Genomic DNA, 24,621 nt, shown 5'->3' with positions numbered 1-24,621 from the left:
CAACAATACCGCACAAGAACTGGTCAATATGCCGCTGCACCTTTAGAAGAAGTCATTCTAGAGATAGAAAAACAAAACCGATGATCGTTTGGGTTTCAGTTTGTTTTACTGACAGTAAAGTACTTTCAGATACCATTTTAAGAAACCATAGTTTTGCATCTAAAGTAGACATAATATTGGCAAAGTGTGGAGGCAGGTTTTCAACGACTTGGGGCGTAAGTAAGTCAGTTATTCTTTCCAAAAGGTCTAAATCAGCATCCTGGTCGAAAAGTTCAGACACCGTTAACCTTTCTGTCTGATATGTAAAAGTCAAAAACTCTGCTCCAAATCTTGATTAAAATAACAGAGCCGCTCTTAATTATTCAGCTCTATTAATTTAATATCAAATGCGACTTAACTTAGTCTCGTTTATATAAAGCCTCTATAGTGCTGGACTCAATTGTATTAGCATTAATCATATAACCCGCTAATGCGCCAGAAGCATCTTCTGGCAACTCCAACTTTTCAACTGATAATGCGTGAATTGTAAAACGGTAGTGATGCACACCGTGGCCAGCAGGTGGACAAGCACCTCCAAATCCACGGATGCCATAGTCGTTACTTATATGCGTACTTTCTTTTGGCGCGTTACTTGTTTCCGCACTACCGGCACCGGTTGATAACTCTGATATATTTTTAGGAATATTGACTATTTGCCAGTGCCACCACCCACTGCCAGTTGGCGCATCAGGGTCATACGCGGTAATGGCAAAACTTTTCGTCCCCTCGGGGGCGTTAGACCATTTAAGATGCGGTGATAAATCACCGCCGGTACAACCAAACCCATTAAATTCGTGTTTTTTGTCCATGTATTGCCCTTGAGCAATATCATGACTTGATAAAGTTAGCGAGCTACCATGAGCAAAAGCCGAGAGGCTAAATGATAATAGAGCGATAGGTTTTAATAGCTTAAACATAATTTTCCCTGTGAGTTTTTGTTAATAATGACTTTATAAGAGGCTATATATTATTCAATTATCTTTTGAAAAATTAGCACCTAAACCTCCAATATTTAGCCTTATTCCGTCACTTTAGTTTTTCGAAGCTCAGATGGTGTTAAACCAAAATGTTTTTTAAATCGTTCGGTAAATCTCGACTGAGACTGATAACCACATTCTTCTGCAACCAAACCGATTGCAAGCTCAGTGGTTTGCAATAGATGCAAGGCTTTACCAAGCCTTGCGCTATCTTTTATTTCTTGAACGCTGGTCTGTTCTATCTTTAACTTGCGACGAAGTGTTGATTCGCTCATAGCTAACTGGTCACAAATGTTTTGAACAGATAGTTCCCACCCTTTGTGTTCGATAAACAACCCATGGAGACGGTCTTTCAATTGAGGGTTAACAAATAAAGATAAAATATCACTATGACCAAGATGACATAATAAATTGATAATTTCTCGTTTGCGTGATGTAAGCACTTGTTTTGGCGCCCACCGTGAACTTTCCACAAACTGTTGTAAACACATATCCAGCGCTTCTGTTGTTTTACCTATATAGTGTTTTTGATTGTTATTAGCACCTTTTTGTAAACTGGCGTAATCTTGATGTTCAAACTCTATTAACAAAGCGAAATATTCTTTGTCTTGAGGAATGTTACGCATGTCTATCGCAGGGCTATTCGACAAAAAAATAAACTCTCCCATTTCGCAAACTAATTCGCCATTGACCCCAAGCTCTTTATTTCCATTCAATACCACAATTAACAAAGGTTTTGCGATGGGTACATTAAGTATATTCAGCTCTTTAACGGAAGAGTAAACACTAAATGGCTGTTCAACATTTTCTTTCAGTGTATTCCTAACAATATCAATAAGGTTCGTCATGATTCCAAATATATTCAATTTTAAAACTTAATTATCAAGAAGAAAGAATGTAAGGATCTTTCCCTTAATACCTTCTTGATTTGTTAAAGCTATTATTTCGAACCACATCCTAAATGATTTGTGTAGTTATGGCCTGTTTTTGATTTGAATAATATCGTTCGAAAAAGCTAAGATAATGTACCATAGGAAAATAACTGTTTACTCAACAAGAATTCAAACAAAATGTCTAAACACTTAACACCAAGCATCTATTGGCACGATTATGAAACTTGGGGTGCAAATCCACAAAAGGACTATCCCTGCCAGTTTGCAGGTATTAGAACCGACTTTGATTTAAACGTAATCGATGAACCTTTAATGTTGTACAGTCAGATTCCTAACGATTGTTTGCCCAACCCGATTGCTTGTTTAATTACTGGGATTACACCACAAAAATCTCTTAAAGAAGGTGTAAATGAACGGGACTTCATTGCAAGGATCCACCAGGAGTTTGCTAAACCAGAAACCTGTGTGGCCGGTTATAATAACATTCGCTTTGACGATGAAATTACCCGTTACACCTTGTATCGAAATTTTTACGACCCTTATGCTCGTGAATGGCAAAATGGTAACAGCCGATGGGACATTATAGATTTAGCTAGAGCCTGTTATGCTTTGCGCCCTGAAGGCATTGAATGGCCAATAAAAGAAACAGGACAACCCAGTTTTAAACTTGAAGACTTAACTCAGGCTAACGGTATATCGCACCAGGACGCCCACGATGCAACGTCTGATGTATATGCCACAATCGCCATAGCTAAACTCATTAAACAAGCACAACCCAAGTTATATGATTATATCTTTGAACTGAGAAACAAAAAGAAAGTGCTTGAATTGATTAACTGTGATCAACTTATTCCTTTAGTGCATGTTTCGTCAAAAATATCAGCAGAACATGGGTGTTGTACTTGGATAGTGCCGATTGGTTTTCATCCCACCAATAAAAATGCGGTGATAGTACTCAACCTTGCTAACGACCCTACTCCGTTATTCTCGTTAACGGCTGAACAAATCAAAGAAAAACTGTACACGCCCTCAAACATGTTAGAAGAAGGCGAACAAAGGTTACCGATTAAACTTATTCACATTAATAAATGTCCGGTTTTAGCACCAGCCAAAACCTTAAAAGCAGAAAATGCTGAGAGACTCAACATTGACCGTGAAGCCTGTTTAGCCAATTTACAAAAATTAAAAGAACAGCCGTCTTTATTAAGCAAGCTCCATGAAGTGTATGCAGAAAATACCGACAGACCCAAGCTTGATCCAGAACACGCTTTATACGCAGGAGGGTTCTTTTCTTCTGCAGATAAGTACTTAATGGAAAAAGTAGTTAGTGCAGATTTACAAGCTTTAACCGAACTAACATTACCGTTTGAAGATGAACGTTTACACACACTATTATTTCGATATCGAGCGAGGAACTTTCCGCAATCATTAAGCCAAGCTGAAAGCGAACAGTGGCAAAGGTATAGGCAAGTTAAACTAACTGATGAATCGACTAGTGGCAGTATTAATTTACCGGCGTTTTTATTACAACTCGAGCAACTCAGTGTTGAGTATGAAAACTACCCAGAAAAACTAAGCATACTCAAAGCACTATACCACTACGCCAATAATCTTTAAAATTAGGCATGTAAATTAGATAATAAATACCCTAATATAAATTATATGTAGGCCGATAAAGGCTTATGTAAACCTTAAAACTTGCATAAAACAATATAAAAAATAAAAGCAAAAAGGCGATTAGATGCTTGGAATAACTCTAGAAGTAGATAAAACCAATACCTATTTGGATGTCACTATTGAGCCCGATAATCTCGATAAACCAATAGATGCCAAAGCGATATTCCAACTAATTAAAGAAAGTAATTATTCGAAATTTTTTATCTTTGATGAAAATGTCATTGAACTCATCGGTAGTTTTAAGAATGCCACTGCCGACAATAACAGAGCTCCTATTACACAACGCGTAGGTGAACGCAGAGATACTAGTATTCAATGTATCATTGTGGAAGGCCAACTTTCAGCCACTATGACCTTAACATGTGGGTACGCTGGAAAAATCCCCAGTTTTAAAGAGCTAAAAGCAGAATTAAAAAAAATGGGGATTACTAGAGGTATTAGCAGTAAACGTTTAAAGGCATTAACTCAACAAATTCAACAAGCCTCTTCAGGCGACATATGTAAAGATACAGTAGCCAAAGGTTTGCCTCCTAGAGCAGGCAAACCTTCAAAACTCCAACCTTTAGTACAAAATGCATTAGAACGTATTTTAACCCCTCAAGCCAAAGGTGATGAACGTGTAGACATGCGAAACCTTGGCGCAATCATTTGTGTCAAAAAAGGCGATGAGTTATTACGCCGTTTACCTCCAACAAAAGGCAGACAAGGTTACACTGTTACCAACGTGCCTCTCACACCTAAACCCGGAGAATGGGTTAAATTCAAGCCAGGTGACGGTACAGTGATTAGTGATCACGATGAGAATTTACTGATTGCAGACATTTCAGGCATGCCTAAATTTAAAAAGTCAAAAATGTGGGTAGATGACACCTTTATTTGTAAAGGAGTCAACGTTGGTAGTGGAAATATTGAATACGATGGCGCCGTATTAGTCAACGGCGATGTAACTGAAAACATGCAGATAATTGCGACTGGAGACATTACCATAAACGGTTTTGTGGAGTCTGCCTACATTCAGGCAGGAGGAGATATTATTATCACTGAAGGCGCTATGGGCAAGGTTAATGATGCGCTAACAGAGTACAGTACATCACTTGTCGCGCAAGGCAGTGTACATATTCAACATGGACAAGGACTAGACGTTAAGTGCCATGGCAATGTGAGTGTGGGTCGCCAGTTAGCTTATAGTAGAATTGAGTCAAAAGGTAAAATTACAATTGGTTCCTTGGATAAACCAAACGGTAATATATTTGCCTGTACAATTAAATGTTATGACCAATTTTCTGCTGGCACCATAGGTGCTGTTTCCGGTAGTAGTTTAAGTATTGATTTTAGTGAAGGGTTTAATAATTTATTAGAGCGTAAAGACACCCTTGACGATCTACTTAAACAAATTTCAGACAATAATTTCCGTCATATGGAACGTATGAACATCATCAATTCTAAATATGTGCCAAAAGAAATGCAGCATAGAGTAGATGAAGCAAATCAGCTGTTCAAAGGTGAATCTCAATTGCTCCAATGGTTACATATTAAAGCCAAAGAAATGCAAGAAGCAAAAGAAACCTACCAAGCAAATTTACAAATGGTTGCCAATAAAAAGATATACCCAGGCGTTACTTTAAAACTGAATAACCGTACATGGCGAGCTGATAGAGAATACGACCGTTCTAAAATTGCATTTCTTGGTCATCAATGGGAATTTGAACCCATTACCTCAAAAATGTAGAGCGCAGACAGACTCAGCATGATTCACAAACTTAATGTGTATAGATTTAACCTCCTAGATTAGTTAAGGAGCTATTAACTAATAAGCGTCGTTCTATACACATGCTGAGTATTTAGTAAGGATGAAATATCCGTTATTTTCGATTATTTTAAGAAGTGAATCTCGATAATAAACTAGATGTATCCCAACGACCTCCCCCCTGTTTTTGTACGTCAGCATAAAATTGATCAACCAAAGCAGTTAAAGGCAAAGTCGAGCCATTTTTTCTAGCTTCATTCAATGCAATGTCTAAGTCTTTACGCATCCAATCTACGGCAAACCCAAACTCATATTCACTTTGTAACATAGTGTTAGCACGATTTTCCATTTGCCAAGATTGGGCAGCGCCTTTTGAAATCACTTCAACCACAGCGTCACAATCTAACCCAGCATTTTTACCAAAACTCAATGCTTCTGCTAGACCTTGAACCACACCTGCAATACAAATTTGATTCATCATTTTAGCCAATTGTCCGCTACCAACATCGCCTAACAGTCTACTAAATTTGGCATAACTTGCGATTAAAGGCTCAACTCGTGCATAACATTTTGCATCTCCGCCTAACATTACCGTCAGTTGCCCGTTTTCAGCGCCTGCTTGGCCACCAGAAACTGGTGCATCTAAAAATCCTACCCCTTGCTCGGTACTCAAAGCGTATAATTCACGAGCCACTTCTGCTGAAGCGGTGGTGTGGTCGACAATCACAGAACCCGAGTTCGCACCTGCCAATATGCCATTATCTCCTAACATAACAGAACGCAAGTCGTCGTCATTACCTACACAAACTAAAATAACATCAGCATCTTGGGCTGCAAGTTTTGGTGATAAAACAAATTTTGCCGAGTGTTCCTCTGCCCATGTTTGAGCTTTACTTGTGGTGCGATTAAAAACCGATACCTCATACCCTGCTTTTACGCAATGCCCTGCCATAGGGTACCCCATTACCCCCAGACCAATAAAAGCAACTTTTAACGCCATAAAACCTCCTTAATGTCTTGATCCTTTAGAAAAAGATGACAATATGTATTGATTGAAATAATGATTGGAATAGAAAATGGAAAATACCATATACCAGTTTAATGCGATATTAAACAACGGTGAAGACATTAACTTTGAGCAATATAAAGGACAAGTATTGTTAATCGTCAATACCGCAAGTAATTGCGGTTTTACACCTCAATATGAGGGGTTGCAGACACTATTCGAACAGTTCAAAGATAAAGACTTTAGTGTACTTGGTTTTCCTTGCGACCAATTTGGTCATCAAGAGCCAGGAAACGATACAGAAATAGAACAATTCTGTAGTTTAAATTTTAATGTCAACTTTCCCTTGTTTAAAAAGGTTGAGGTCAACGGCGAAAATACTTCTCCTTTATACAAATTTTTAAAAGAACAGAAGCCAGGCATTTTAGGAAGCAAAAAAATAAAATGGAATTTTACTAAATTTTTGATTAACAAAAATGGCGAAGTATTAAAACGTTATGGGTCAACAACCAAACCCGAAAAGATTGCTGCTGACATAGAAGCACTGATTTAATCGAATCTATTACTTCTTAGCAATGATTTGAAAATATTTACCTAACCACATATATGGCTCCTGTGAGCCATATTTTATTTCCAATTTTTTTAACTCCTCGTAAAGCTTTTCTTGTTTGTCCAAATCACGTAAATAATCATGAAAACACCGAATACCTGCTTTATGCACAATAGTTAAAGGCAATGAAACATAATGAGCTAAAACATCTTTAGGTTTTAACGGGTTGTTAGGGGTTAATCGCACACGGTTTTTAACCTGCATGCCCTGCTCTACATAATCAAAGTTGCCGTAACACATATTTCCAAATAACTGAGCATCTTTATTAAAGAAACTCACTGACAAGAAACCGTTAGGCTTAACCAAAGAGCCCAACTTAGCTAGAACATCTTCAGGGTTTTTAACCCATTCCAACACCGCATGACAGATGACTAAATCGTATTGACTGTCCTCATCCAACGATAAAATATCGGTATTGATCATGTCAAAATAATCAAAATCTTTAAGACGATTATTAGCCACATCTAAAGCTTCGTCAGAGATATCGGTTAACGTAACCTTATGACCAAGATTGAGAAGCGTTTCAGTCATCATACCGGTACCACCACCTGCATCTAAAACACGCAAAGGTTGGTCATCTAACACAATGTTTTTAGCTAGATAAGACATTAACATTTCATGGCGTAAACGCCCTTTAGTAGAACCGTAGATATTCTTTTGAAATTTATCAGCTATGTTATTAAAGCTGCGATCTTGATTAACATTATTCATATTCAATTTTTACGCTGGATTGTCGATATCGACAAAACTAGACTCAATATTTAAGTGTTGCTTAACATGCTCAGCTATTGCTTTAGCACCGTAACGTTCAGTTGCATGATGCCCTGCAGCATAAAAATGAATATTCATTTCTCTGGCTACGTGAATGGTTTGTTCAGACACTTCTCCAGTGATAAATGCATCAATATTTAAACTTGCAGCTTGTTCGATATAACCTTGGCCCCCTCCTGTACACCACGCCACTGTTTTTATTTCAGGTTTATTAGACACCTCATGTAAAGGCGCTCTATTCAGTTTGTTAGTAATTTTTTGAACAAGGTCTTCGGCTTGAATCGGGTTTTCAAACTCTCCTTGCATTACCACACTGTTCGGGTTGCTATCTTCTAAAGGTTTAATATTGGTAATGCCTAGTAATTGCGCTAATTGAGCGTTATTGCCTAACTCTGGGTGAATATCTAATGGCAAATGATAGGCAAACAAATTGATGTCATGGGCTAATAAAGTTTGAATACGTTTCTTTTTCATGCCAGTTAAGCAAGGGTTTTCACCTTTCCAAAAGTATCCATGATGAACAAAGATAGCATCAGCTTCAACAGCGACTGCATGATCAATTAGTTCTTGGGTAGCCGACACCCCGCATATCAATTTAGATATATGCTGTTTTCCTTCAATTTGAAGTCCATTGGGGCAATAATCTTTTATTTTATTGGGGCTAAGCAATTGGTCAAAAAATGTTAATAATTGTGTTCTTGTCACCGACATTGTTGTTCCTAAAGACCCTAAATCGCTCACTTTTTTAGCAATAAGTAGCAAAATTAGACATTAAAGTAAAAAAAAGGTATAAAACCCGACCATATTTTGTAACTAAACATATAAAAGGCAAAGACCTGACTATGAGTAAATTAGATAAAGACCAAGTAATCGCCGCATACACAGAAGCTTATACTAAGGCTAATGGCAAAGCTCCTAACATTGAAGCAAAAGGCGGTTGGTATAGTGTTGATGGTGCAAAAAATGTACGATTAGCCGATCTAAACGAACAAATTGCTGAATTAAGTTCAGCAAAAGCAGCACCTGCTGAAAAGCCGAAAAAAGCAGCTAAAAAAGAAGCGGCTGAAAAAGCACCTGCAGCAGCGAAGAAAAAAGCAGCACCAAAGGCTAAAGCTAAGCCAAAGGCTAAAAAGTCTGATTTTTCTGTAAAAGCTTTTTACGCTGAAAAAATACAAAGTGAAAACTCGGGTGTCAAACTTCCTCGATAGTTTTTAATTGAATAAAAAAAGCCCCTTAAATATTGTTATTTAAGGGGCTTTTTGTTATCTGCCTATGTCTATTGCAGACTTCGACTCGATTTAACTATACTTTGCAAGGTTGCCAATGAATAATTTGGTTGTACTTATTGGCCAAATGGGTGTTTAACTCTGAAAATCGCGTAACACTTTCGTTTTTATCTGCGATACATTGCCAAACAAAATTATGGCAATTGTTATTGAGTACATCGTATTCAGAATATTCAAACAATCGAGAAACGGCTCTTTTAGCAAAAAAAGCATCTCCAATTGGCTGATAATTAGCATCACAAGCAATAAAGATTTGTTCACCACTTCTGTCTTTCAAAAATCGCTCTGCTGATATTCCTCGTATTAATCCATTACCCTTTAATTCAACAATATCCCCGTCTACCCATATACCTGAGTGATCAAATACTTCATACACACCACAACAGACTATTGCGCCGTCTATTGGTTTAACCGCAATATCACACTCGCCAGGTAGTGTTCCAACGACGCCCTCTAATTTTTTATCATTAGAATATTTAGCCCCTGCTAATAACGCTAGAGCCGACGCACCAAACCAAAATAATGGAGCAGGCATATCATCAACCTTAATTTATTGACCTAGTTTAAGATAATAAATAAAGCCAACCAAAAGCAAATTCAAAATGTAAGCAAACACGACTGAATTTAGCTTAGCTAAAATAACACTTAACAGCGCTACCTCACTTGGTTTACTCTGTGTGCCTTGCTGTTACGTCACGAAATATTATGAAGTTAATTAATAAATCCAACAAACTAGAAAATGTCTGTTATGAAATCCGCGGGCCTATTTTAACCCAAGCTAAAAAAATGGAAGATGAAGGCCATCGCATCCTAAAACTTAATATTGGCAACCCTGCCCCTTTTGGTTTTGAAGCCCCTGACGACATCCTCAAAGACGTTATCCATAATTTACCTAACTCCCAAGGTTATTCGGATTCAAACGGGATTTATTCTGCCCGTGTTGCCGTCATGCAATATTATCAGCAGCAAAACATTAAGAACGTCACAATAGATGACATATTCATTGGTAATGGCGTTAGCGAACTTATTGTGATGGCTATGCAAGGGTTATTGGATACAGAAGACGAAGTGCTTATTCCAGCTCCCGACTATCCTCTTTGGACAGCTGCGGTTAGTTTAGCCTCGGGCAAGCCTGTGCACTATCTATGTGATGATAACAATAATTGGCAACCAGATATTGCTGACATTCGCAGTAAAATTAGCCACAAAACCAAAGCCATTGTACTCATTAATCCAAACAACCCAACAGGTGCTGTTTATAGTAGAGAGTTATTGCAGGACGTTATTGAATTGGCTCGGGAGTTTGGCATAGCCATCATCAGTGATGAGATTTATGACAAGATTTTATACGACGACGCCAAACACCATTGTATTGCAGCCATGGCTGATGATTTATTTTTTATCACCCTTAGTGGTCTTTCAAAAAATTACCGAGTCGCAGGATTTCGCGCTGGGTGGCTAGTGGTCAGTGGTAATAAACGCATTGCTAAAAGTTACATTGAAGGCTTGAATATGCTGTCTTCTATGCGAATGTGTGCCAATGTACCAAGTCAACATGCGATTCAAACAGCATTGGGCGGGTACCAAAGCATAAACGAGTTAATTGTTGGAGACGGACGACTAAAACAACAAAGAGATTTAGCCTATACAATGCTTAACCAAGTTGACGGTCTAGAATGTGTTATTCCTCAAGGTGCCATGTATTGTTTTGTTAAAGTAGATGCTGAAAAGTTTAATATCACCAACGACGAACAAATGATTTTAGATTTGTTAAAAGCCGAAAAAGTATTGCTGGTTCATGGCTCGGCATTTAACTTACATCAAGGCTGTTATTTTAGATTAGTCTTTTTACCCAATGTTGACGTACTCAAGGCCGCATTAACAGGCATAGCCAATTTCTTCTCAAACTATCAGCAGGTCAACTAACTCATGAGCTTAAGTACCATCAAAAGTCATTTTTTCGTGCACTTATCTCGCATGAAGTTAATCAACCGTTGGCCTTTAAAGCCCAATATACGTACTGAAACTCCCAATGGTGGGCCCCGTACTAATTTGTTGCCTACATCCTGTCCGTGACTCGGTTCATTTTATATTGCGACGGTTTTGGACGTATAGGATACCCCCGATAAAATGAACAATCGTAACCATCTTCGCTACATTGCTTTATCATGGCACATTCGCGATCTAATGCCATCTGTAATGTTTAACTACGGGAAAAACGCAAAACTTCGAAATAGATTTTATAAACACCTAGCACCTTCTTATTAAAAAATTAGAGGTTGCACTTTTTACGAAAAACAACAATTAAAATTATAAAAAACATAATTGATAAAAATTAGGCCATAGCGGATTATACTGAAAATCCAATATTACAAATAGTAGGAGCGCCTCATGGCCGAGTATTTTAAGAACATCCAAAAGATTGAATATGCAGGACCCGATTCAACTGATCCTTTAGCTTTTCATCATTACAATGCAGATGAAAAAATACTGGGTAAAACTATGGCCGAACACTTACGTTTTGGTGCATGTTACTGGCATAACTTTTGTTGGGATGGCGCTGACGTATTTGGTCAAGGTACCTTTGGGCGCCCTTGGTTGAAGCCTGGTGATGCAATGGAGCGTGCGAAACAAAAAGCTGACGTAGCCTTTGAATTCTTTGCAAAGCTAGGCACACCTTATTATAGCTTCCATGACATTGATGTTGCTCCAGAAGGAAACAGCATAAAAGAATACATAAATAACTTTACTCAAATGACAGATGTGCTTGAACAAAAACAAGAAGAAACTGGCATGAAGTTATTATGGGGAACAGCCAACGCTTTCAGTAACCCACGTTACGCAGCGGGGGCATCAACCAACCCGAATCCAGAAGTGTTCACCTACGCGGCAACTCAAGTATTTAATGCTATGAAAGCAACCAAACGTTTAGGTGGTGCAAACTACGTATTGTGGGGAGGTCGTGAAGGCTACGAATCACTTCTTAATACAGACCTACGCCGAGAGCGTGAACAAATGGGTCGCTTTATGCAAATGGTAGTCGAGCATAAACACAAAATCGGTTTTAAAGGAGCCTTGTTAATTGAGCCTAAACCTCAAGAGCCAACTAAACACCAGTACGACTACGATACCGCAACTGTTTACGGTTTCTTAAAACAGTTTGGTTTAGAAGACGAGATTAAAGTTAACATTGAAGCTAACCACGCAACGCTCGCCGGCCATTCTTTCCAACATGAAATTGCCACAGCCATTTCACTTGGTTTATTTGGTTCAATTGATGCCAACCGCGGTGATGCACAAAATGGTTGGGATACCGATCAATTCCCCATCGATGTGCCTGAATTAACACTGATTATGGCAGACATATTGAAAGCCGGCGGTTTCAAAACTGGTGGATTCATGTTTGATACCAAGTTACGTCGTCAGTCTTCAGATCCTGCAGATTTGTTCCACGGACACATAGGCGGCATGGATCACTTAGCCTTGGCATTGAAAAAAGCCGCCGCTATTGTTGAAAATGACTTTCTTGGTTCAGCAGTCGCTAATCGTTACAGAAACTGGAAAGGTGATTTAGGCAAAGCAATTTCAAAAGGCGAGCATAGTTTAGAATCATTAGCTGCTTATGCTGTTGATAACGAACTCAATCCACAACACGAAAGTGGCCAACAAGAATTACTAGAAAACAAAGTTAACCGCGTATTATTCGGTTAATCATTAGCAACAGTCAGTCTTTAATCCCAAAAAACGCCTGATGGAATACATCAGGCATTTTTTAGTCGTTTCAATAAAGCAAAGCGTTTCTGTTTTTACTGCACGAGTATATTAAAATTTGAAGCTGAAAATTAATGTTTGAAGCTGGCAAATCTACGTCACCAACTTCTGATAGGGTTTGTGCCAGTTGCGTCGTTGGTAACACTCGAGTTTTAACTGAACTATCCCCCTAAAGTGGGCATTAACACTTTGCTAAGGCGCTAAAAATGGCTGGCTATAATAGTTAGTTAAAATAAGTGACGAAAGAGAAAAAACCAACCGTTATTTATCCTGCTTTAATGACTTGTTAGATAACACCGCGATAAAATTAATTATGAGCATAATCACTTGAGAATTAAAACTTCAATAATATTACTTTTTCTATTTAGCTCAACGCTCTTTGCAAAAGATTCGATTGAATCTCAAGCTGACCGCTTACATCAATACGCAGGGATTTGGGTAAGTAGTGAGCATGTTAATACCGATAATATCGCTACATTTCCAGCTATTAAGATGAACAATATTTCAACAATGAATCGCCAATCGATGCAAGTTGAAGTGCTTCAATACAAAAATGGGAAATACACCTCTTTTCTCACAGAATTAATTGCTCATGATGCTAAGAGCGACAAAATAATCGCCTTAGGACAAAACCAGGAAGGAGTCGTTTTCAAAGGCGTTGGGGATTTTTCTTCTGAAAAAAAGTGGAGAATGAAAGATTTTGATATGCTCGCTAATTTTTATTTAGAGGTTGAATTTAGCTTTCAAACGTCCACAAATGTATTACTTGAAGGGTTCGATGCGTTAGGTAAAAGCCTTTGGAAAACTCGGTATATAAAATCTAACCCTAAAGACAAGAACATTGGTATTCAATTAGTGTCTGTTCATCAAGAAATGTTAAAAGATTCAAAAGGAACGCTTAAAGAGTTAGGTAGAATGGGCTATAGCTATGTCGAAACATTTGTTTATGATAAAGGCACTTTTTATGGAATGTCGCCGACAGAATTCCGTAACCTAGTTGAAGCCAACGGTATGCAATTTTTAGGTTCGATGACATTTCACGATCTTCCTGCAGCCGAAGATTGGGAAAGTGCTTTGATGTGGTGGTCTAATACGATCGATGACCATGTAGAAGCTGGTGTAAAATATTTAACCACGTCTAATAATCAACTCAAATCAGTAACATCCAAAGATGAATTAAAACGTTACAGCGATTATTATAATGCTATAGGTAAATTATGCCGTGAAAAGGGGATTACCTTTGCTTTTCATAATCATGCAGACGAATTCAATTTGGTCGAAGGTATTCGGATCTATGATTATTTTTTACAAAACACCCATCCCAAATATGTTTATTTTCAAGCCGACATTTATTGGATGGAAATGGGCGGAGTCAAACCTGTAGATTACTTTAAAAAATACCCAAACCGGTTTTTAAGTTGGCATATTAAAGACTATAAAGAATTGGGCGCTAGTGGCAAGATAGATTGGATGGCATTATTTCATCATCAAGATTTTGATGTGCCAAAATATATGGTTGCAGAGGTAGAAGATTATTCATACCCACCAATGTATAGCGTACAGCTGGCATGGGAATATTTATATCATACGATTTTAGATTAGTAGTTTCAGCAAGGATGGTTAATGATTATTCTCTGATTCGATGAGTTCAGCTGCTTAGGTTGAATATATAAAAGTAAATTTTATCCACGAGAATAAAACAACTAAAACTCAATAAAAACAGCCACTCTGGCATTTGTCCGTTTCATAAGTGCTGATAACAATATTGAAGGTATGAGTAGAGAGCTATGCAAATAGCCCTCTATTAATACTTTAAATGAAGCCGCTTTCATTATTATTTTACTAATGCAATCACATCATCGTGCGCTTGTTTAGTTGAACCATCTCTTTTAAATAACAATGGGAAATTAGTTCTTCCTTCTAAAGGCCAGCTATTTAACCAAGAATCACCATCAGTAACTCCCCAAAAAGTAACACGATCAATACTGTCGTGATGCTTAATAAATTGCTGAAAAATTTCGGTATAACGTTTAGCGAATTTAGCTTCAGCTTCAGGACGTACGTTACCATCAGGATAAGGATTATTTTCTGGTGTTGCTTTCAATTTTGTAATATCAACATTTGCACCAAAATTATCACGACCTAAAAAGTCAACGTCAAGCTCGGTAATGTGTAAACGTAATCCAGTAGCAGCATAAAGGGTTAATGTAGTATCAATTATTTCAACAGATGGATTAATCATGCCCCAATGACCTTGAAGGCCAATGCCGTCAATACGAACACCTTTTTGTTGAAACTCTTTTACCATCGCAAGAACCGTGTCTCTGCGGCCAATTCTATCCATGCCATAATCGTTATAGATTAAAGTAGCGTCTTTAGGCATTTCTTGGTCAGCAATAATAAAAGCTTGTTCGATAAAGTCATCACCAATAATTTTGTTATATAATGACTTTCTTAATGTCCCATCGTCTTCAATAGCTTCGTTAACTACATCCCAAATTTTCACTCTGCTCCCATAACGGGTTGCAAACATTTTTGCTCGTTCTCTCATACGTTCAAGTAGAGCGTCTCTGGTTAACAGGTTACCTTCATCATCTTTAAATACCCAATCAGGGGTTTGACTGTGCCAAAATAAAACATGACCTACGGTAGTAATGTTTTCATCAACGCCTAATTGAGCAAATTGGTCTGCAATCTCAAAATTGAATTTACCCGGTAAAGGATTTATACGTTCCCATTTCATGTCGTTATCAAGTGTGACTGCGCTGAAATTTTCTTTAGCTAAAGCTAAAGAAGGATGATTAGCTGTTGTAAACATTGATGCGCCTAATGTAGCACCTACAAGAAACTTATCAGCGTAAGCTTCTTTTAACGTTACTGTACTAACAGGCTGTTCAGTTGATTTTTCAGAACAACTAAATAAGCTGCAAATGACTAAGGCAAAAATGGGTAAACTAGAGAGTTTCATAACGTTCCACAATACAACAATGTTAGCGCTAACATTATTGTATTAACAACAACCTGTCAATACATTCATTAACATTTAGTCTACAACTTAATTACTCGATTCTCGCAGGCAAAGTTGATAGGGCAATACATGGCGTTTTATAGTAGAAGCCATATCTGGGGGATTATTCGCAGGTTCAGTAAGCAAACTTATCGCCAGACTAGCCATGTCACTGATCGGCTGTTTGATTGTGGTTATACTTGGCCAAACCGTAGAAGCAAGCTCAGTATCATCGAAGCCTACTACTGAGATTTGTTCAGGCACTTCTAAATGTTTTTTATGAGCCACGGATATAACGGCAGCAGCCATTTCATCATTGCTCGCAAAAATTGCATCAGGTAACTCTTTAAGTGACAATAATTTTTCGGCTGCAACAAGTCCTGATTTATAAGTAAAATCGCCTTGTTCGATATACTCTGGCGGCATTAATAAACGGTTTGAACGTAATGCATCTAAGTACCCTTGATATCGCAGTCTACTGACGCCTTGGTTCACGTTACCGATAATATGTGCAATACGCTTGTGCCCAGAGTTAATAAGATGTTCAGTAATGTCATATGCGGCTTGATAATCGTCCATACAAAGATAAGGACTAGCCTGCAAATCAATATCTGGAGCGATACGTACAAAAGGAGTATTGGAGTCTTTTAGCAAGTTTAGGACTTCTGGAATGTCCGCCAAAGGTGGTAATAAGATCAAACCATCCACTCGGGTGACATGAATAAGATCATTCACTATAGACAGTGCCTTTGCGGTTTGTCCCACAGTTTCGTCTATCACAATATGAAACCCGTTAGTGCGACATTTTTTTAGCGCGCCAACCAAAAATTTACTGACATAATTAGCATCAGCGTACTCACATACAATACCGATAAAAAACGATTTGGAACTGGATAATCTGCGAGCGGCCACATTTGGACTGTAATTTAGCTCCTGAGCAATTGCGGTAATTTTGTCTCTAGTCTTAGCTCCGACTTTAGGGTCGTTATTCATAACACGAGACACTGTCATCAAAGAGACGCCAGCTTTTTCCGCAATATCCTTTAGTTTAACTCTGGACATAATTCTGCTTTACATCATTTTTTAAATGGAAAAATGTTACGTTAACATTCTACCTTCAAAATTCAACATAATTCAGGCACAAAATAGTCAACATTAGACTTATCATGTTGATCCGCAAAACTAAGGCAGTTTCTCCAAAAACTCCTCATGGGATGGCATGATGCTTAAACATTTTTGTGTCACGGTATGAATTTCTGCCATACGCCTTTCCATCTCTTTTTCTTCTAAAAAATTAGCGATAGGATGATAACGTTGTGGGTAAATACCTTGACCATTAAATACTGCAAACCAACTACTGTGATTAAACAACACTTTATCTTCGCTATATAAGCGCGCGTTTTCCTTATAAATAGCGATTCGCTTCTCTAACGACACTGGAATACCCATTTCCCGTACGTAGTTCCAAAAAGGGCTATCGTCCCGTGTAGTCGCTTTATAATGCAGAATTAAGAAATCTCTAATTTGCATATACTCAGCCTTGGTACGCTCGTTATAGTAATCAATATCCGGCTGATTAAATGACATATCTGGAAAGTTAGTCATTAGTCTTGCAATAGCAGTTTGTATTAGGTGAATCGAGGTTGATTCAAGAGGCTCTAAAAATCCCGAAGCAAGACCTATCGAAACCACATTTTTATTCCATGGTTGCTTTCTAATACCCGTTTTAAACCTCAACTGGCGGGGTTCAGAGATTGGCGGTGTATCAAGGTCTTGATTTAGGCTTTCGATTGCGTCGCTGTCGCTTAAAAATTGGCTTGAGTAGACATAACCATTTCCAGTTCGCGATTGCAGTGGAATACGCCACTGCCAACCTGCGGTTTTAGCCGTCGCTCGTGTATATGGAGGAACCTCGACAATACGCTCGCTCAAGCGCGTGACAGCACTATCACAGGGCAAGTAATGTGACCAGTCTTCATATCCAGTCTTTAAGGCTTCTTCGATCAATAAACCTTTAAAGCCAGAGCAATCAATGAACAAATCACCTTTAATACATTCACCGTCATCCAAGGTGACCGATTCAATGTGACCGTTATTTGCTGTTTGAGTGACGTTAACAATTTTACCCTCGGTTCTAGTGACCCCGTTATTTTCGGAATAATCTCGCAAAAAAGCAGCATATAATGCCGCGTCAAATTGATACGCGTACGAAAGGGCACTCAATGGACTACCTTGCAACTCAGGACGTGAACGCATGAACTTACCAGCCTTGGCTGCTTGAATCTGCAAGTTAAAATCGTTGATTGGTTTGGCAGTACCCAATTCCTGTTGGCGTAACCACATATGATGAAAATGAATACCTTCCATATCCATACCATAAGGGCCAAATGAATGAAAATAAGACTCACCAAGTTTATTCCAGTCAACAAACTCGATCCCGTATTTGAAGGTCGCATTTGTTTTTTTAATAAAGCTATTTTCATCAATGCCTAACAGCCGATTAAAATACTGAATATGCGGGACGGTGGCTTCACCCACACCTACCGTGCCTATCGATTCAGATTCAATTACTCGAATATTTATTTTTTTACTACCAAGTAGTTTCGACATTCCTGCAGCTGACATCCACCCTGCAGTTCCACCACCGACTATGACGATGCCTTTAACGTCCATACCTTGCATAAAATTACCTATTTAATTAACTGCTTAAAATTAGAATTTAAATCGAAGAGCCCGCATAGTTTTTTATAAACTCAGCATGGGTTGGCATTTTCAAGGCTGTTTGTTGCATTGCGCGTTGCATACTTTGTAAGCTCTGTTCAATGTTTTGTATAGGCACACCAAGCAACATTGGCTCTGCTGTTTCAGGATAAATGTTTTGCCCCATCATTACGGCTACCCAGCTAGACGTTGAGAATAATTCGTGATCATCTCTGAATACGCGTCCAACGCACTTAAATAAGTCAATTTTGTGTTGCAAAGAGTCAGGTATCGACATGTTTTTACAATAGCGCCAAAACTCACTGTCTGTGCGTTGTGTGGCTTTGTAATGCAATATAATAAAATCTCTGATCTGATGAAATTCACGGGTCATTAAGCGGTTGTATTCATCTGCCACCTTAGCGGGCGGCGTTAAAGACGGATATAACGAAATAAAGCGGCTGATACCTTGTTGTATTAAGAAAATAGAAGTCGACTCTAAAGGTTCTAAAAATCCGCTAGCAAGACCAATTGCCAAACAGTTTTTATACCAGAATTTATCTCGGCACCCAGTCGTAAACCTTATGGTACGTGGATCAGAAAGTGCTGGCGCATCAAGTCCTTGCATAAGTATATCTGTAGCTTGCTGATCACCCATAAAATCGGTGCTATAAATATGGCCATTTCCAGTCCGATGTTGAGTAGGAATACGCCATTGCCAACCTGCGGTTTTGGCCATAGACTTAGTGTAAGGCTGTAACTCTCCTAGGCGTTCACTTGGTACTGCTTGGGCGCTGTTGCATGGCAGCCACTTTGACCAATCGTTATATGGCACACCAAGGGTTTCCCCTAATAACTTAGACTTAAACCCCGTGCAATCAAAAAAGAAATCCCCCTCAACACGCTCATTGTTTTGCATGACAAGTGCAGAAATATTTTCAGTTTGCTCATTAAGCAAAATCTGCTCGATACGCCCTTCGATTCGTATCACACCGTGCTTTTGGGCGTAGTTTCTTAGAAAGCAAGCGTATGCAGTAGCATCAAAATGGTAGGCATAACCAATTTGCGATAAAAGCGACTGAGGATTATCGTTAGGCAGCGCAAACTTCATACTTTTAGCTGCTACCGCACACATGCTGTATTCTTCCAAACTATTGGTGTTACCAGCTTGCCTTGTATGCAGCCAATATTGATGGAAATCAATACCATTCATGTCTGCACCATGGTTACCAAATGGATGAAAGTATTTATCGCCAAGTTTACCCCAATCACTAAACTCTATTCCCAACTTAAAAGTACCGTTGGTGGCCTTTAAAAATTCCGCTTCATCAATGCCCAACATGCGATTGAAGCTTATAATATCGGGAATGGTCGCCTCCCCTACTCCAACCGTGCCAATTTCTTCAGATTCTACTAGTACAATTTGTACGTCATCAGGTCTTAGCATGCTTGCTAATGCCGCCGCAGCCATCCAACCTGCGGTTCCGCCGCCAGCGATAACAATTTTGCGGATACGATTGCTAGATGACTGATTCATGATTGCCTCCCCAGTTAACAAACTCGATGCCTAGTTTAAATATTGCTTTGGTTTTACGCATAAAATCACACTCATCAATACCAAGTGTTTGATTGAAGAGTCTTATATGTGTCAAAGTAGCTTCCCCCACCCCAACGGTCCCAATTTCTTCAGATTCGATAAGAGTAATTTGAAGCTTTTGTCTTGAAAACTTCTTTGCAAGTGCTGCGGCTGTCACCCATCCAGCTGAGCCACCTACCACTATACATAAGTGCATAATTCGACCTGTTTTTTATTACTAAATTTCACTTTCGTTTTCATAAATACCGCAAACTTTAAAAAAACATTGTTAATAAATCTGACATGATGTTAATTATATATTGTTAGCGCTAACATTTAATTGTCATGCCAAACTAAATGTATAACATAATGTAAATAAAATCGCTAATTATAAAAAAGACGAGGTTTTATATCGGGTCGTTGGTCGAAGTATTTTGAACCACTTTTCCGAAGAAATATAACTAAGAATACGTCGAATTTGGCGTATGAAACACATAACTAGGAGAATACACAATGAGCTTGCAAAGAAAAACTTTTCTAAGCGCCTCTGTAAGAGCTGCCATGTTTGGCACGACTGCTCTTCTCACAGCAGCCACAAGTCAATATGCCGTAGCACAAAGTGCTGGTGAAGAAGATGCTGAAGAAGCGTTTGAAGTCATCGAAGTTACCGGTATTCGTGGTGCGCTAGCTAACGCAGCTGAAATTAAACGTGAATCATCAACATTTGTTGACTCAATTACCGCTTCTGACGCTGCTGCCATTCCAGATTTGTCAGTTGCTGAGGCTCTTTCGCGTATACCCGGCCTTACTGTTTCTCGTTTTACCGCTGGTGGAACTGCGGGCGATTTCCCTTCTCCAGAAGGTTCAGGTAACTTAATTCGTGGTCTAGGTTTTATTCGCTCAGAATTTAACGGGCGGGATGCATTTTCAGCAAACGGCGGCAGAGCGCTAGATTGGTCTGCTGTACCGACACAACTTGTCGGGCGTGTAGACGTTTTCAAAAACCAACAAGCTGACCTTATCGAAGGCGGTATCGGTGGAACAATTAATCTACAAACACTTGCACCTTTTGATAATGAAGACGGTATTGCGCAAATTTCTGTTGACACTGTTTATACTGATATACGTGAAGAATATAGCCCGACATTTAGCGGTGTGTTGGGTAAAAACTTTACTACCGACAATGGCAAGTTTGGATTTGTAGGCTCATTTTCTTCATCTGAATTACAATCTGACATTAATGGTTATCAAGCAGGTTCACTTACTCCTCGTGATAATGTATCGGCTTCGAGTTTTGCTGAAGGGCAAAATGTAACTGACCCTGTAGGCACAGTTGCTTTGGCTCCGGGTTTCAATTTACGTACAAACGAAGTTGACCGAGAAAGAGAAAGTATCTACCTTGCGGGCCAATGGCGTAGTGCTGACGATAATGTTGAAGTATTGGTTAAATACGTAACCGTAGAAAATGAAATTAATGGTATTGAACGCACTTCAGAGTGGTTTAATGACGGTGAGACTGTTAGATCGGGTGGTGTAGAGATTAGTGATTTGGTTGTTTCACCATTTACCTCAGACGGCATCCCAAGATGTAATGGCAGCAACGAATCTCCTGTTGGCGAATGTGACGAGTTAATCCCCGTTTCAGGTGGTTTAATGGAAGAAGGCCTGATCACTGATGATTTCAGAAGTTGGGCTGGCGCGTACGGATTACGAGTATCTAGTCTAGGCATTGGTAAACAAGAATATTCCAAAACTGATGATGTTAGTGTTAACGTAAAATGGCGCGCTAGCGACCAATTGACGGTTGAATTTGATGCTCATAAAACAACAGCTGAAGCGTCTTTCGAAGAACAATGGATTGGAATTAACACATTCTTAAACGTATTTTCTCGTTCTAATTTGGATAACCCATATTTAGAATTTTCTGTTGATCCACGTACTAATATCGGTAACCGTATTCCAGATGGTGGCACAGTTCAAGTTCCGTATGCGCCGGCTACTAGTGCGGCAGACCCTGCTGGTTCTTATGTTGGTTTTGCTAACGACGGATTCCGAGAAGGTGAAGGCGATTTACATGCAGCTAAACTTGACGTTGAATATGAATTTGATGATTCAGACGGTTGGTTTCAATCTGTTAAAATGGGTGCACGTTACTCTGAACGTGAACAAATCAACAAAACTGCAGGTCAAAACTGGAAGGGCGTTACCCCACTATGGGGCGGAGGCATAGCGCCTTTAAATTCGTTAGAGAAAAATATTTACGATGAAGTTGATTTCAGTGATTTCTACCGCGGTGGAGTGGTAGGTGGTGAAAATACCACGTTACTTTATGCTAGCGCGGACATGTTGCGTAATCCTGAGTTATTCTACGATTACTTGCAAGCTGACCCTGATTTAGCGCATTCACAATATTCGCCATTCTCTACTGCTAATCTTAACCCTGATAATCCACCTAACCAGGACCAACTGCGTCGCACAAATGATGGTAATTATACTAAAATTTATCAGCCAGGCGGTATATCAGATGTTGTTGAAGAGACTTTCAATTTATATGCCATGGTAAAATTTGCTCAAGAATTTGATAATGGCATGTGGTTAGAAGGTAATGTAGGTTTGCGTTACGTTAAAAACACCTTAGGTTCAAATGGTAAGCTAAGCTATGGTGAATTTGGCGTAGATGAACAAGAGGTTGACTGGAGTGTCGAAATAGAAGGACAGGAGTTGACTTTCCCGTATCCACAAGAAGTGGAAGATAGAGATACAATAAATGACTTTTTGCCTGAGACAGAAGCCTATTTGCAAACAGCAGACTCTGTAAGAAGAGTTGACGTAAAAGATGAGCATTGGTTACCTTCACTAAATGTTAAACTGAACCTTAACGACGATATGCTGATACGTTTTGGCGCGAGCAAAGGTGTTACTCGTCCAAATATGTCCGACCTTAATGCAACCCAGTCAATAAGTGCCAAGACCAGTGTAACTCGTGTTGATAATATAGATCCCACTGACCCGAGTTACGATCCCACTGATCCGAATAATGCTGCTCCTCGTGCTTTAATTGATGGCAACTTATCAAATATCCGCATAAATGGCGGTAATCCAGACCTTGTAGCGACTACGGCAAATAGCTTTGACATTTCATACGAATGGTATTTTGAAAACGGTTTTGTTACCTTTGGTGTGTTTAAAAAAGACATCGAAAACATCATCCAATATGGCGTAAAACCAGTTGACACTATTACCTTAGACAACACACAAGTTAATGTTAACTTCAACGGTCAACTTAATTTAGCCGAAGCTAAAATTTCAGGTTTTGAAGTTGCTTATCAAGATTTCTTTACTGAATTGCCGGGCATATGGGCAAATTTTGGACTTCAAGCTAACTACACCTTTGTTGATGCTTCTGCAACACCACCGCCGCAGTTTTTAGATGCTGATGACGATGGAGTACCTGATTCGGCTGATACTACTTTCCGTTTCGGTTTAGATAATCTTCTTGGGCAATCAAAACACACAGGTAACCTAATTGGTATTTATCAAGATGATGCGTTAGAAGTGCGTTTAATTTATAACTATCGTTCGGAGTATCTGAATTCATATCGTGACTTTGTAACTGGTAACCCAGTTTTCCAAAAAGCTACTGGATTTTATGATGCGTCTGTTAGATATCATTTTAGTGACAATCTAACGGCGAATTTGCTAATAGCAAACATCACCGATACGAAGAACCAGTCAGAAACACAGGTTGATGAAGCCGGTACACGCTACCAACGTTCTAGTTTCTTGAATGACCGCCGTATACAACTAGGTCTAAATTATAAGTTTTAAGTTGAGCTGTGTTTAAGCATATTTAAGTAAAAAAGGGAGAGGTTAATCTTTCCCTTTTCATCTTAGTTAAAGCATTAACACACTTATTATCCACTAATAATCATGAACCTGTAAGTTTGACTAGATTCACTAGAGCAAAAAATAGTTAAACAATAAATCATTCATCCATAAACACTGAGTATTTCAGTCACCAGTCCGGCTATACAAAATAAATATGGGCTCTGGTTAATACCAATCCAAATTAATAAGCGCTCTGACAGAATGCATCCAGTGATTTTTGAACAAGGCGTCTGTATGCAGGAATGGTAGCGCTAACTCAAGAGGAAAAGTAAAATGAAAAAATTATTAATTCGTTCTGCAAGTATAGTGACAATCATGTCACTCTTGACAGCATGTGGAATAGAGGATCATCCTAAAGAAGTAGAATTTCCAGATAACATATCTGTAACCCCAGAACCAGAGCCTGAAGTACCAGAAGAATTTTCTGACGTTACTGTGACTAGTCTAAAAGCATTAGCAAACTTCCCTATTGGCGTTGCTGTTCCAGAGAGTCTATTGAGTGATACTTCACATCAAGACGTTGTTGTACAACACTTTAGCCAACTATCGTCTGAAAACGATATGAAAATGGATGCTATGCACCCATCTGAAACTACTTTTAACTTTACTAAAGCCGATGCATTACTTAGCTTTGCTGAAGCTAATGACTTAACTGTGCATGGCCATGTATTAG

General features: G+C 38.8%; 21 protein-coding genes. 9 read left to right on the top strand and 12 right to left on the bottom strand.

Annotated elements, in window-relative coordinates; translation table 11 throughout:
- Window positions 1–52 precede the first annotated feature (52 nt).
- From ACSHXM_RS14225 to ACSHXM_RS14215, 3 genes are all read right to left on the bottom strand, one after another.
- Window positions 53–280, bottom strand: a complete 228-nt coding sequence (locus tag ACSHXM_RS14225; protein WP_435689536.1) for a hypothetical protein — start codon at window positions 278–280, stop codon at window positions 53–55.
- Window positions 281–398: 118 nt separating this feature from the next.
- The gene (locus ACSHXM_RS14220; protein WP_435689534.1) at window positions 399–956 is read right to left on the bottom strand and encodes a YbhB/YbcL family Raf kinase inhibitor-like protein; all 558 of its coding nucleotides are present in this window, start codon (window positions 954–956) and stop codon (window positions 399–401) included.
- Window positions 957–1,057: 101 nt separating this feature from the next.
- Window positions 1,058–1,864, bottom strand: a complete 807-nt coding sequence (locus tag ACSHXM_RS14215) for a helix-turn-helix transcriptional regulator (protein ID WP_435689532.1) — start codon at window positions 1,862–1,864, stop codon at window positions 1,058–1,060.
- A 222-nt stretch (window positions 1,865–2,086) separates the two neighbouring features.
- Between ACSHXM_RS14215 and sbcB the strand changes: the two genes are divergently transcribed.
- Both sbcB and ACSHXM_RS14205 read left to right on the top strand, forming a co-directional pair.
- Window positions 2,087–3,526, top strand: coding sequence for an exodeoxyribonuclease I (sbcB, locus tag ACSHXM_RS14210; RefSeq protein WP_435689530.1), 1,440 nt, complete (start codon window positions 2,087–2,089; stop codon window positions 3,524–3,526).
- 124 nt (window positions 3,527–3,650) lie between these two features.
- Window positions 3,651–5,315 carry a DUF342 domain-containing protein gene (locus ACSHXM_RS14205; protein ID WP_435689528.1) on the top strand — a complete coding sequence of 555 codons (1,665 nt, stop codon included), beginning with the start codon at window positions 3,651–3,653 and terminating at the stop codon, window positions 5,313–5,315.
- Window positions 5,316–5,463: 148 nt separating this feature from the next.
- Here ACSHXM_RS14205 and ACSHXM_RS14200 read toward each other — a convergent pair whose 3' ends face one another.
- Window positions 5,464–6,333: an NAD(P)-dependent oxidoreductase gene (locus ACSHXM_RS14200; RefSeq protein WP_435689526.1), complete on the bottom strand. Its 870-nt coding sequence runs from the start codon at window positions 6,331–6,333 to the stop codon at window positions 5,464–5,466.
- Window positions 6,334–6,409: 76 nt separating this feature from the next.
- Here ACSHXM_RS14200 and ACSHXM_RS14195 point away from each other — a divergent pair, with 76 nt between their 5' ends.
- Window positions 6,410–6,892: a glutathione peroxidase gene (locus tag ACSHXM_RS14195; RefSeq protein ID WP_435689524.1), complete on the top strand. Its 483-nt coding sequence runs from the start codon at window positions 6,410–6,412 to the stop codon at window positions 6,890–6,892.
- 9 nt (window positions 6,893–6,901) lie between these two features.
- On the opposite strand, the gene ACSHXM_RS14190 is transcribed toward ACSHXM_RS14195, so the two are convergent.
- The gene (locus ACSHXM_RS14190; protein ID WP_435689522.1) at window positions 6,902–7,660 is read right to left on the bottom strand and encodes a methyltransferase; all 759 of its coding nucleotides are present in this window, start codon (window positions 7,658–7,660) and stop codon (window positions 6,902–6,904) included.
- 9 nt (window positions 7,661–7,669) lie between these two features.
- Window positions 7,670–8,431: a Nif3-like dinuclear metal center hexameric protein gene (locus ACSHXM_RS14185; protein WP_435689520.1), complete on the bottom strand. Its 762-nt coding sequence runs from the start codon at window positions 8,429–8,431 to the stop codon at window positions 7,670–7,672.
- Window positions 8,432–8,562: 131 nt separating this feature from the next.
- Here ACSHXM_RS14185 and ACSHXM_RS14180 point away from each other — a divergent pair, with 131 nt between their 5' ends.
- The gene (locus ACSHXM_RS14180) at window positions 8,563–8,928 is read left to right on the top strand and encodes a hypothetical protein (protein ID WP_435689518.1); all 366 of its coding nucleotides are present in this window, start codon (window positions 8,563–8,565) and stop codon (window positions 8,926–8,928) included.
- A gap of 94 nt (window positions 8,929–9,022) precedes the next feature.
- Here the strand turns inward: ACSHXM_RS14180 and ACSHXM_RS14175 are convergent, their stop codons facing one another.
- Entirely contained in the window at window positions 9,023–9,541 is a 519-nt protein-coding gene (locus ACSHXM_RS14175; protein WP_435689516.1) for a hypothetical protein, read from the bottom strand.
- A 170-nt stretch (window positions 9,542–9,711) separates the two neighbouring features.
- Here ACSHXM_RS14175 and ACSHXM_RS14170 point away from each other — a divergent pair, with 170 nt between their 5' ends.
- The 3 genes from ACSHXM_RS14170 (at window position 9,712) to ACSHXM_RS14160 (ending at window position 14,379) form a co-directional block, all read left to right on the top strand.
- A complete protein-coding gene (locus tag ACSHXM_RS14170; RefSeq protein WP_435689514.1) occupies window positions 9,712–10,932 on the top strand; it encodes a pyridoxal phosphate-dependent aminotransferase in 1,221 nt (406 codons plus the stop codon).
- Window positions 10,933–11,397: 465 nt separating this feature from the next.
- Complete coding sequence (gene xylA, locus ACSHXM_RS14165; protein WP_435689512.1) at window positions 11,398–12,717, top strand: xylose isomerase; 1,320 nt, start codon at window positions 11,398–11,400, stop codon at window positions 12,715–12,717.
- 387 nt (window positions 12,718–13,104) lie between these two features.
- Entirely contained in the window at window positions 13,105–14,379 is a 1,275-nt protein-coding gene (locus ACSHXM_RS14160; protein WP_435689510.1) for a sugar phosphate isomerase/epimerase family protein, read from the top strand.
- Between the two features lie 232 nt (window positions 14,380–14,611).
- Here ACSHXM_RS14160 and ACSHXM_RS14155 read toward each other — a convergent pair whose 3' ends face one another.
- The 5 genes from ACSHXM_RS14155 to ACSHXM_RS14135 all read right to left on the bottom strand — a co-directional run bounded on the left by ACSHXM_RS14155 (window position 14,612) and on the right by ACSHXM_RS14135 (window position 20,277).
- Window positions 14,612–15,745 carry an endo-1,4-beta-xylanase gene (locus ACSHXM_RS14155; protein ID WP_435689508.1) on the bottom strand — a complete coding sequence of 378 codons (1,134 nt, stop codon included), beginning with the start codon at window positions 15,743–15,745 and terminating at the stop codon, window positions 14,612–14,614.
- Window positions 15,746–15,832: 87 nt separating this feature from the next.
- Window positions 15,833–16,846, bottom strand: a complete 1,014-nt coding sequence (locus tag ACSHXM_RS14150) for a LacI family DNA-binding transcriptional regulator (protein ID WP_435689506.1) — start codon at window positions 16,844–16,846, stop codon at window positions 15,833–15,835.
- Window positions 16,847–16,966: 120 nt separating this feature from the next.
- Window positions 16,967–18,466 (bottom strand): tryptophan halogenase family protein, encoded by a 1,500-nt coding sequence (locus ACSHXM_RS14145; RefSeq protein WP_435689504.1) that lies wholly within the window; start codon window positions 18,464–18,466, stop codon window positions 16,967–16,969.
- A gap of 37 nt (window positions 18,467–18,503) precedes the next feature.
- A complete protein-coding gene (locus ACSHXM_RS14140; RefSeq protein WP_435689502.1) occupies window positions 18,504–20,021 on the bottom strand; it encodes a tryptophan halogenase family protein in 1,518 nt (505 codons plus the stop codon).
- Window positions 20,005–20,277 carry a tryptophan 7-halogenase gene (locus tag ACSHXM_RS14135; protein WP_435689500.1) on the bottom strand — a complete coding sequence of 91 codons (273 nt, stop codon included), beginning with the start codon at window positions 20,275–20,277 and terminating at the stop codon, window positions 20,005–20,007. The genes ACSHXM_RS14140 and ACSHXM_RS14135 overlap by 17 nt, the downstream gene beginning before the upstream one ends.
- A 296-nt stretch (window positions 20,278–20,573) precedes the next feature.
- Between ACSHXM_RS14135 and ACSHXM_RS14130 the strand changes: the two genes are divergently transcribed.
- Window positions 20,574–23,888 carry a TonB-dependent receptor gene (locus tag ACSHXM_RS14130; protein WP_435689498.1) on the top strand — a complete coding sequence of 1,105 codons (3,315 nt, stop codon included), beginning with the start codon at window positions 20,574–20,576 and terminating at the stop codon, window positions 23,886–23,888.
- A 333-nt stretch (window positions 23,889–24,221) separates the two neighbouring features.
- Window positions 24,222–24,621: endo-1,4-beta-xylanase (locus ACSHXM_RS14125; RefSeq protein WP_435689496.1), on the top strand; the 400-nt coding region annotated here is incomplete at its 3' end.

The sequence above is a fragment of the Paraglaciecola sp. genome, assembly GCF_051252315.1.
Taxonomy (GTDB): domain Bacteria; phylum Pseudomonadota; class Gammaproteobacteria; order Enterobacterales; family Alteromonadaceae; genus Paraglaciecola.
This window is presented reverse-complemented; position numbering and strand designations above follow the sequence as displayed.

Coding starts and splice junctions, on each gene's coding strand:
- ACSHXM_RS14220 (WP_435689534.1), bottom strand. CDS start 956: ATGTTTAAGCTATTAAAACCTATCGCTCTATTATCATTTAGCCTCTCG.
- ACSHXM_RS14215 (WP_435689532.1), bottom strand. CDS start 1,864: ATGACGAACCTTATTGATATTGTTAGGAATACACTGAAAGAAAATGTT.
- sbcB (WP_435689530.1), top strand. CDS start 2,087: ATGTCTAAACACTTAACACCAAGCATCTATTGGCACGATTATGAAACT.
- ACSHXM_RS14205 (WP_435689528.1), top strand. CDS start 3,651: ATGCTTGGAATAACTCTAGAAGTAGATAAAACCAATACCTATTTGGAT.
- ACSHXM_RS14200 (WP_435689526.1), bottom strand. CDS start 6,333: ATGGCGTTAAAAGTTGCTTTTATTGGTCTGGGGGTAATGGGGTACCCT.
- ACSHXM_RS14195 (WP_435689524.1), top strand. CDS start 6,410: ATGGAAAATACCATATACCAGTTTAATGCGATATTAAACAACGGTGAA.
- ACSHXM_RS14190 (WP_435689522.1), bottom strand. CDS start 7,660: ATGAATAATGTTAATCAAGATCGCAGCTTTAATAACATAGCTGATAAA.
- ACSHXM_RS14185 (WP_435689520.1), bottom strand. CDS start 8,431: ATGTCGGTGACAAGAACACAATTATTAACATTTTTTGACCAATTGCTT.
- ACSHXM_RS14180 (WP_435689518.1), top strand. CDS start 8,563: ATGAGTAAATTAGATAAAGACCAAGTAATCGCCGCATACACAGAAGCT.
- ACSHXM_RS14175 (WP_435689516.1), bottom strand. CDS start 9,541: ATGCCTGCTCCATTATTTTGGTTTGGTGCGTCGGCTCTAGCGTTATTA.
- ACSHXM_RS14170 (WP_435689514.1), top strand. CDS start 9,712: ATGAAGTTAATTAATAAATCCAACAAACTAGAAAATGTCTGTTATGAA.
- xylA (WP_435689512.1), top strand. CDS start 11,398: ATGGCCGAGTATTTTAAGAACATCCAAAAGATTGAATATGCAGGACCC.
- ACSHXM_RS14155 (WP_435689508.1), bottom strand. CDS start 15,745: ATGAAACTCTCTAGTTTACCCATTTTTGCCTTAGTCATTTGCAGCTTA.
- ACSHXM_RS14150 (WP_435689506.1), bottom strand. CDS start 16,846: ATGTCCAGAGTTAAACTAAAGGATATTGCGGAAAAAGCTGGCGTCTCT.
- ACSHXM_RS14145 (WP_435689504.1), bottom strand. CDS start 18,466: ATGCAAGGTATGGACGTTAAAGGCATCGTCATAGTCGGTGGTGGAACT.
- ACSHXM_RS14140 (WP_435689502.1), bottom strand. CDS start 20,021: ATGAATCAGTCATCTAGCAATCGTATCCGCAAAATTGTTATCGCTGGC.
- ACSHXM_RS14135 (WP_435689500.1), bottom strand. CDS start 20,277: ATGCACTTATGTATAGTGGTAGGTGGCTCAGCTGGATGGGTGACAGCC.
- ACSHXM_RS14130 (WP_435689498.1), top strand. CDS start 20,574: ATGAGCTTGCAAAGAAAAACTTTTCTAAGCGCCTCTGTAAGAGCTGCC.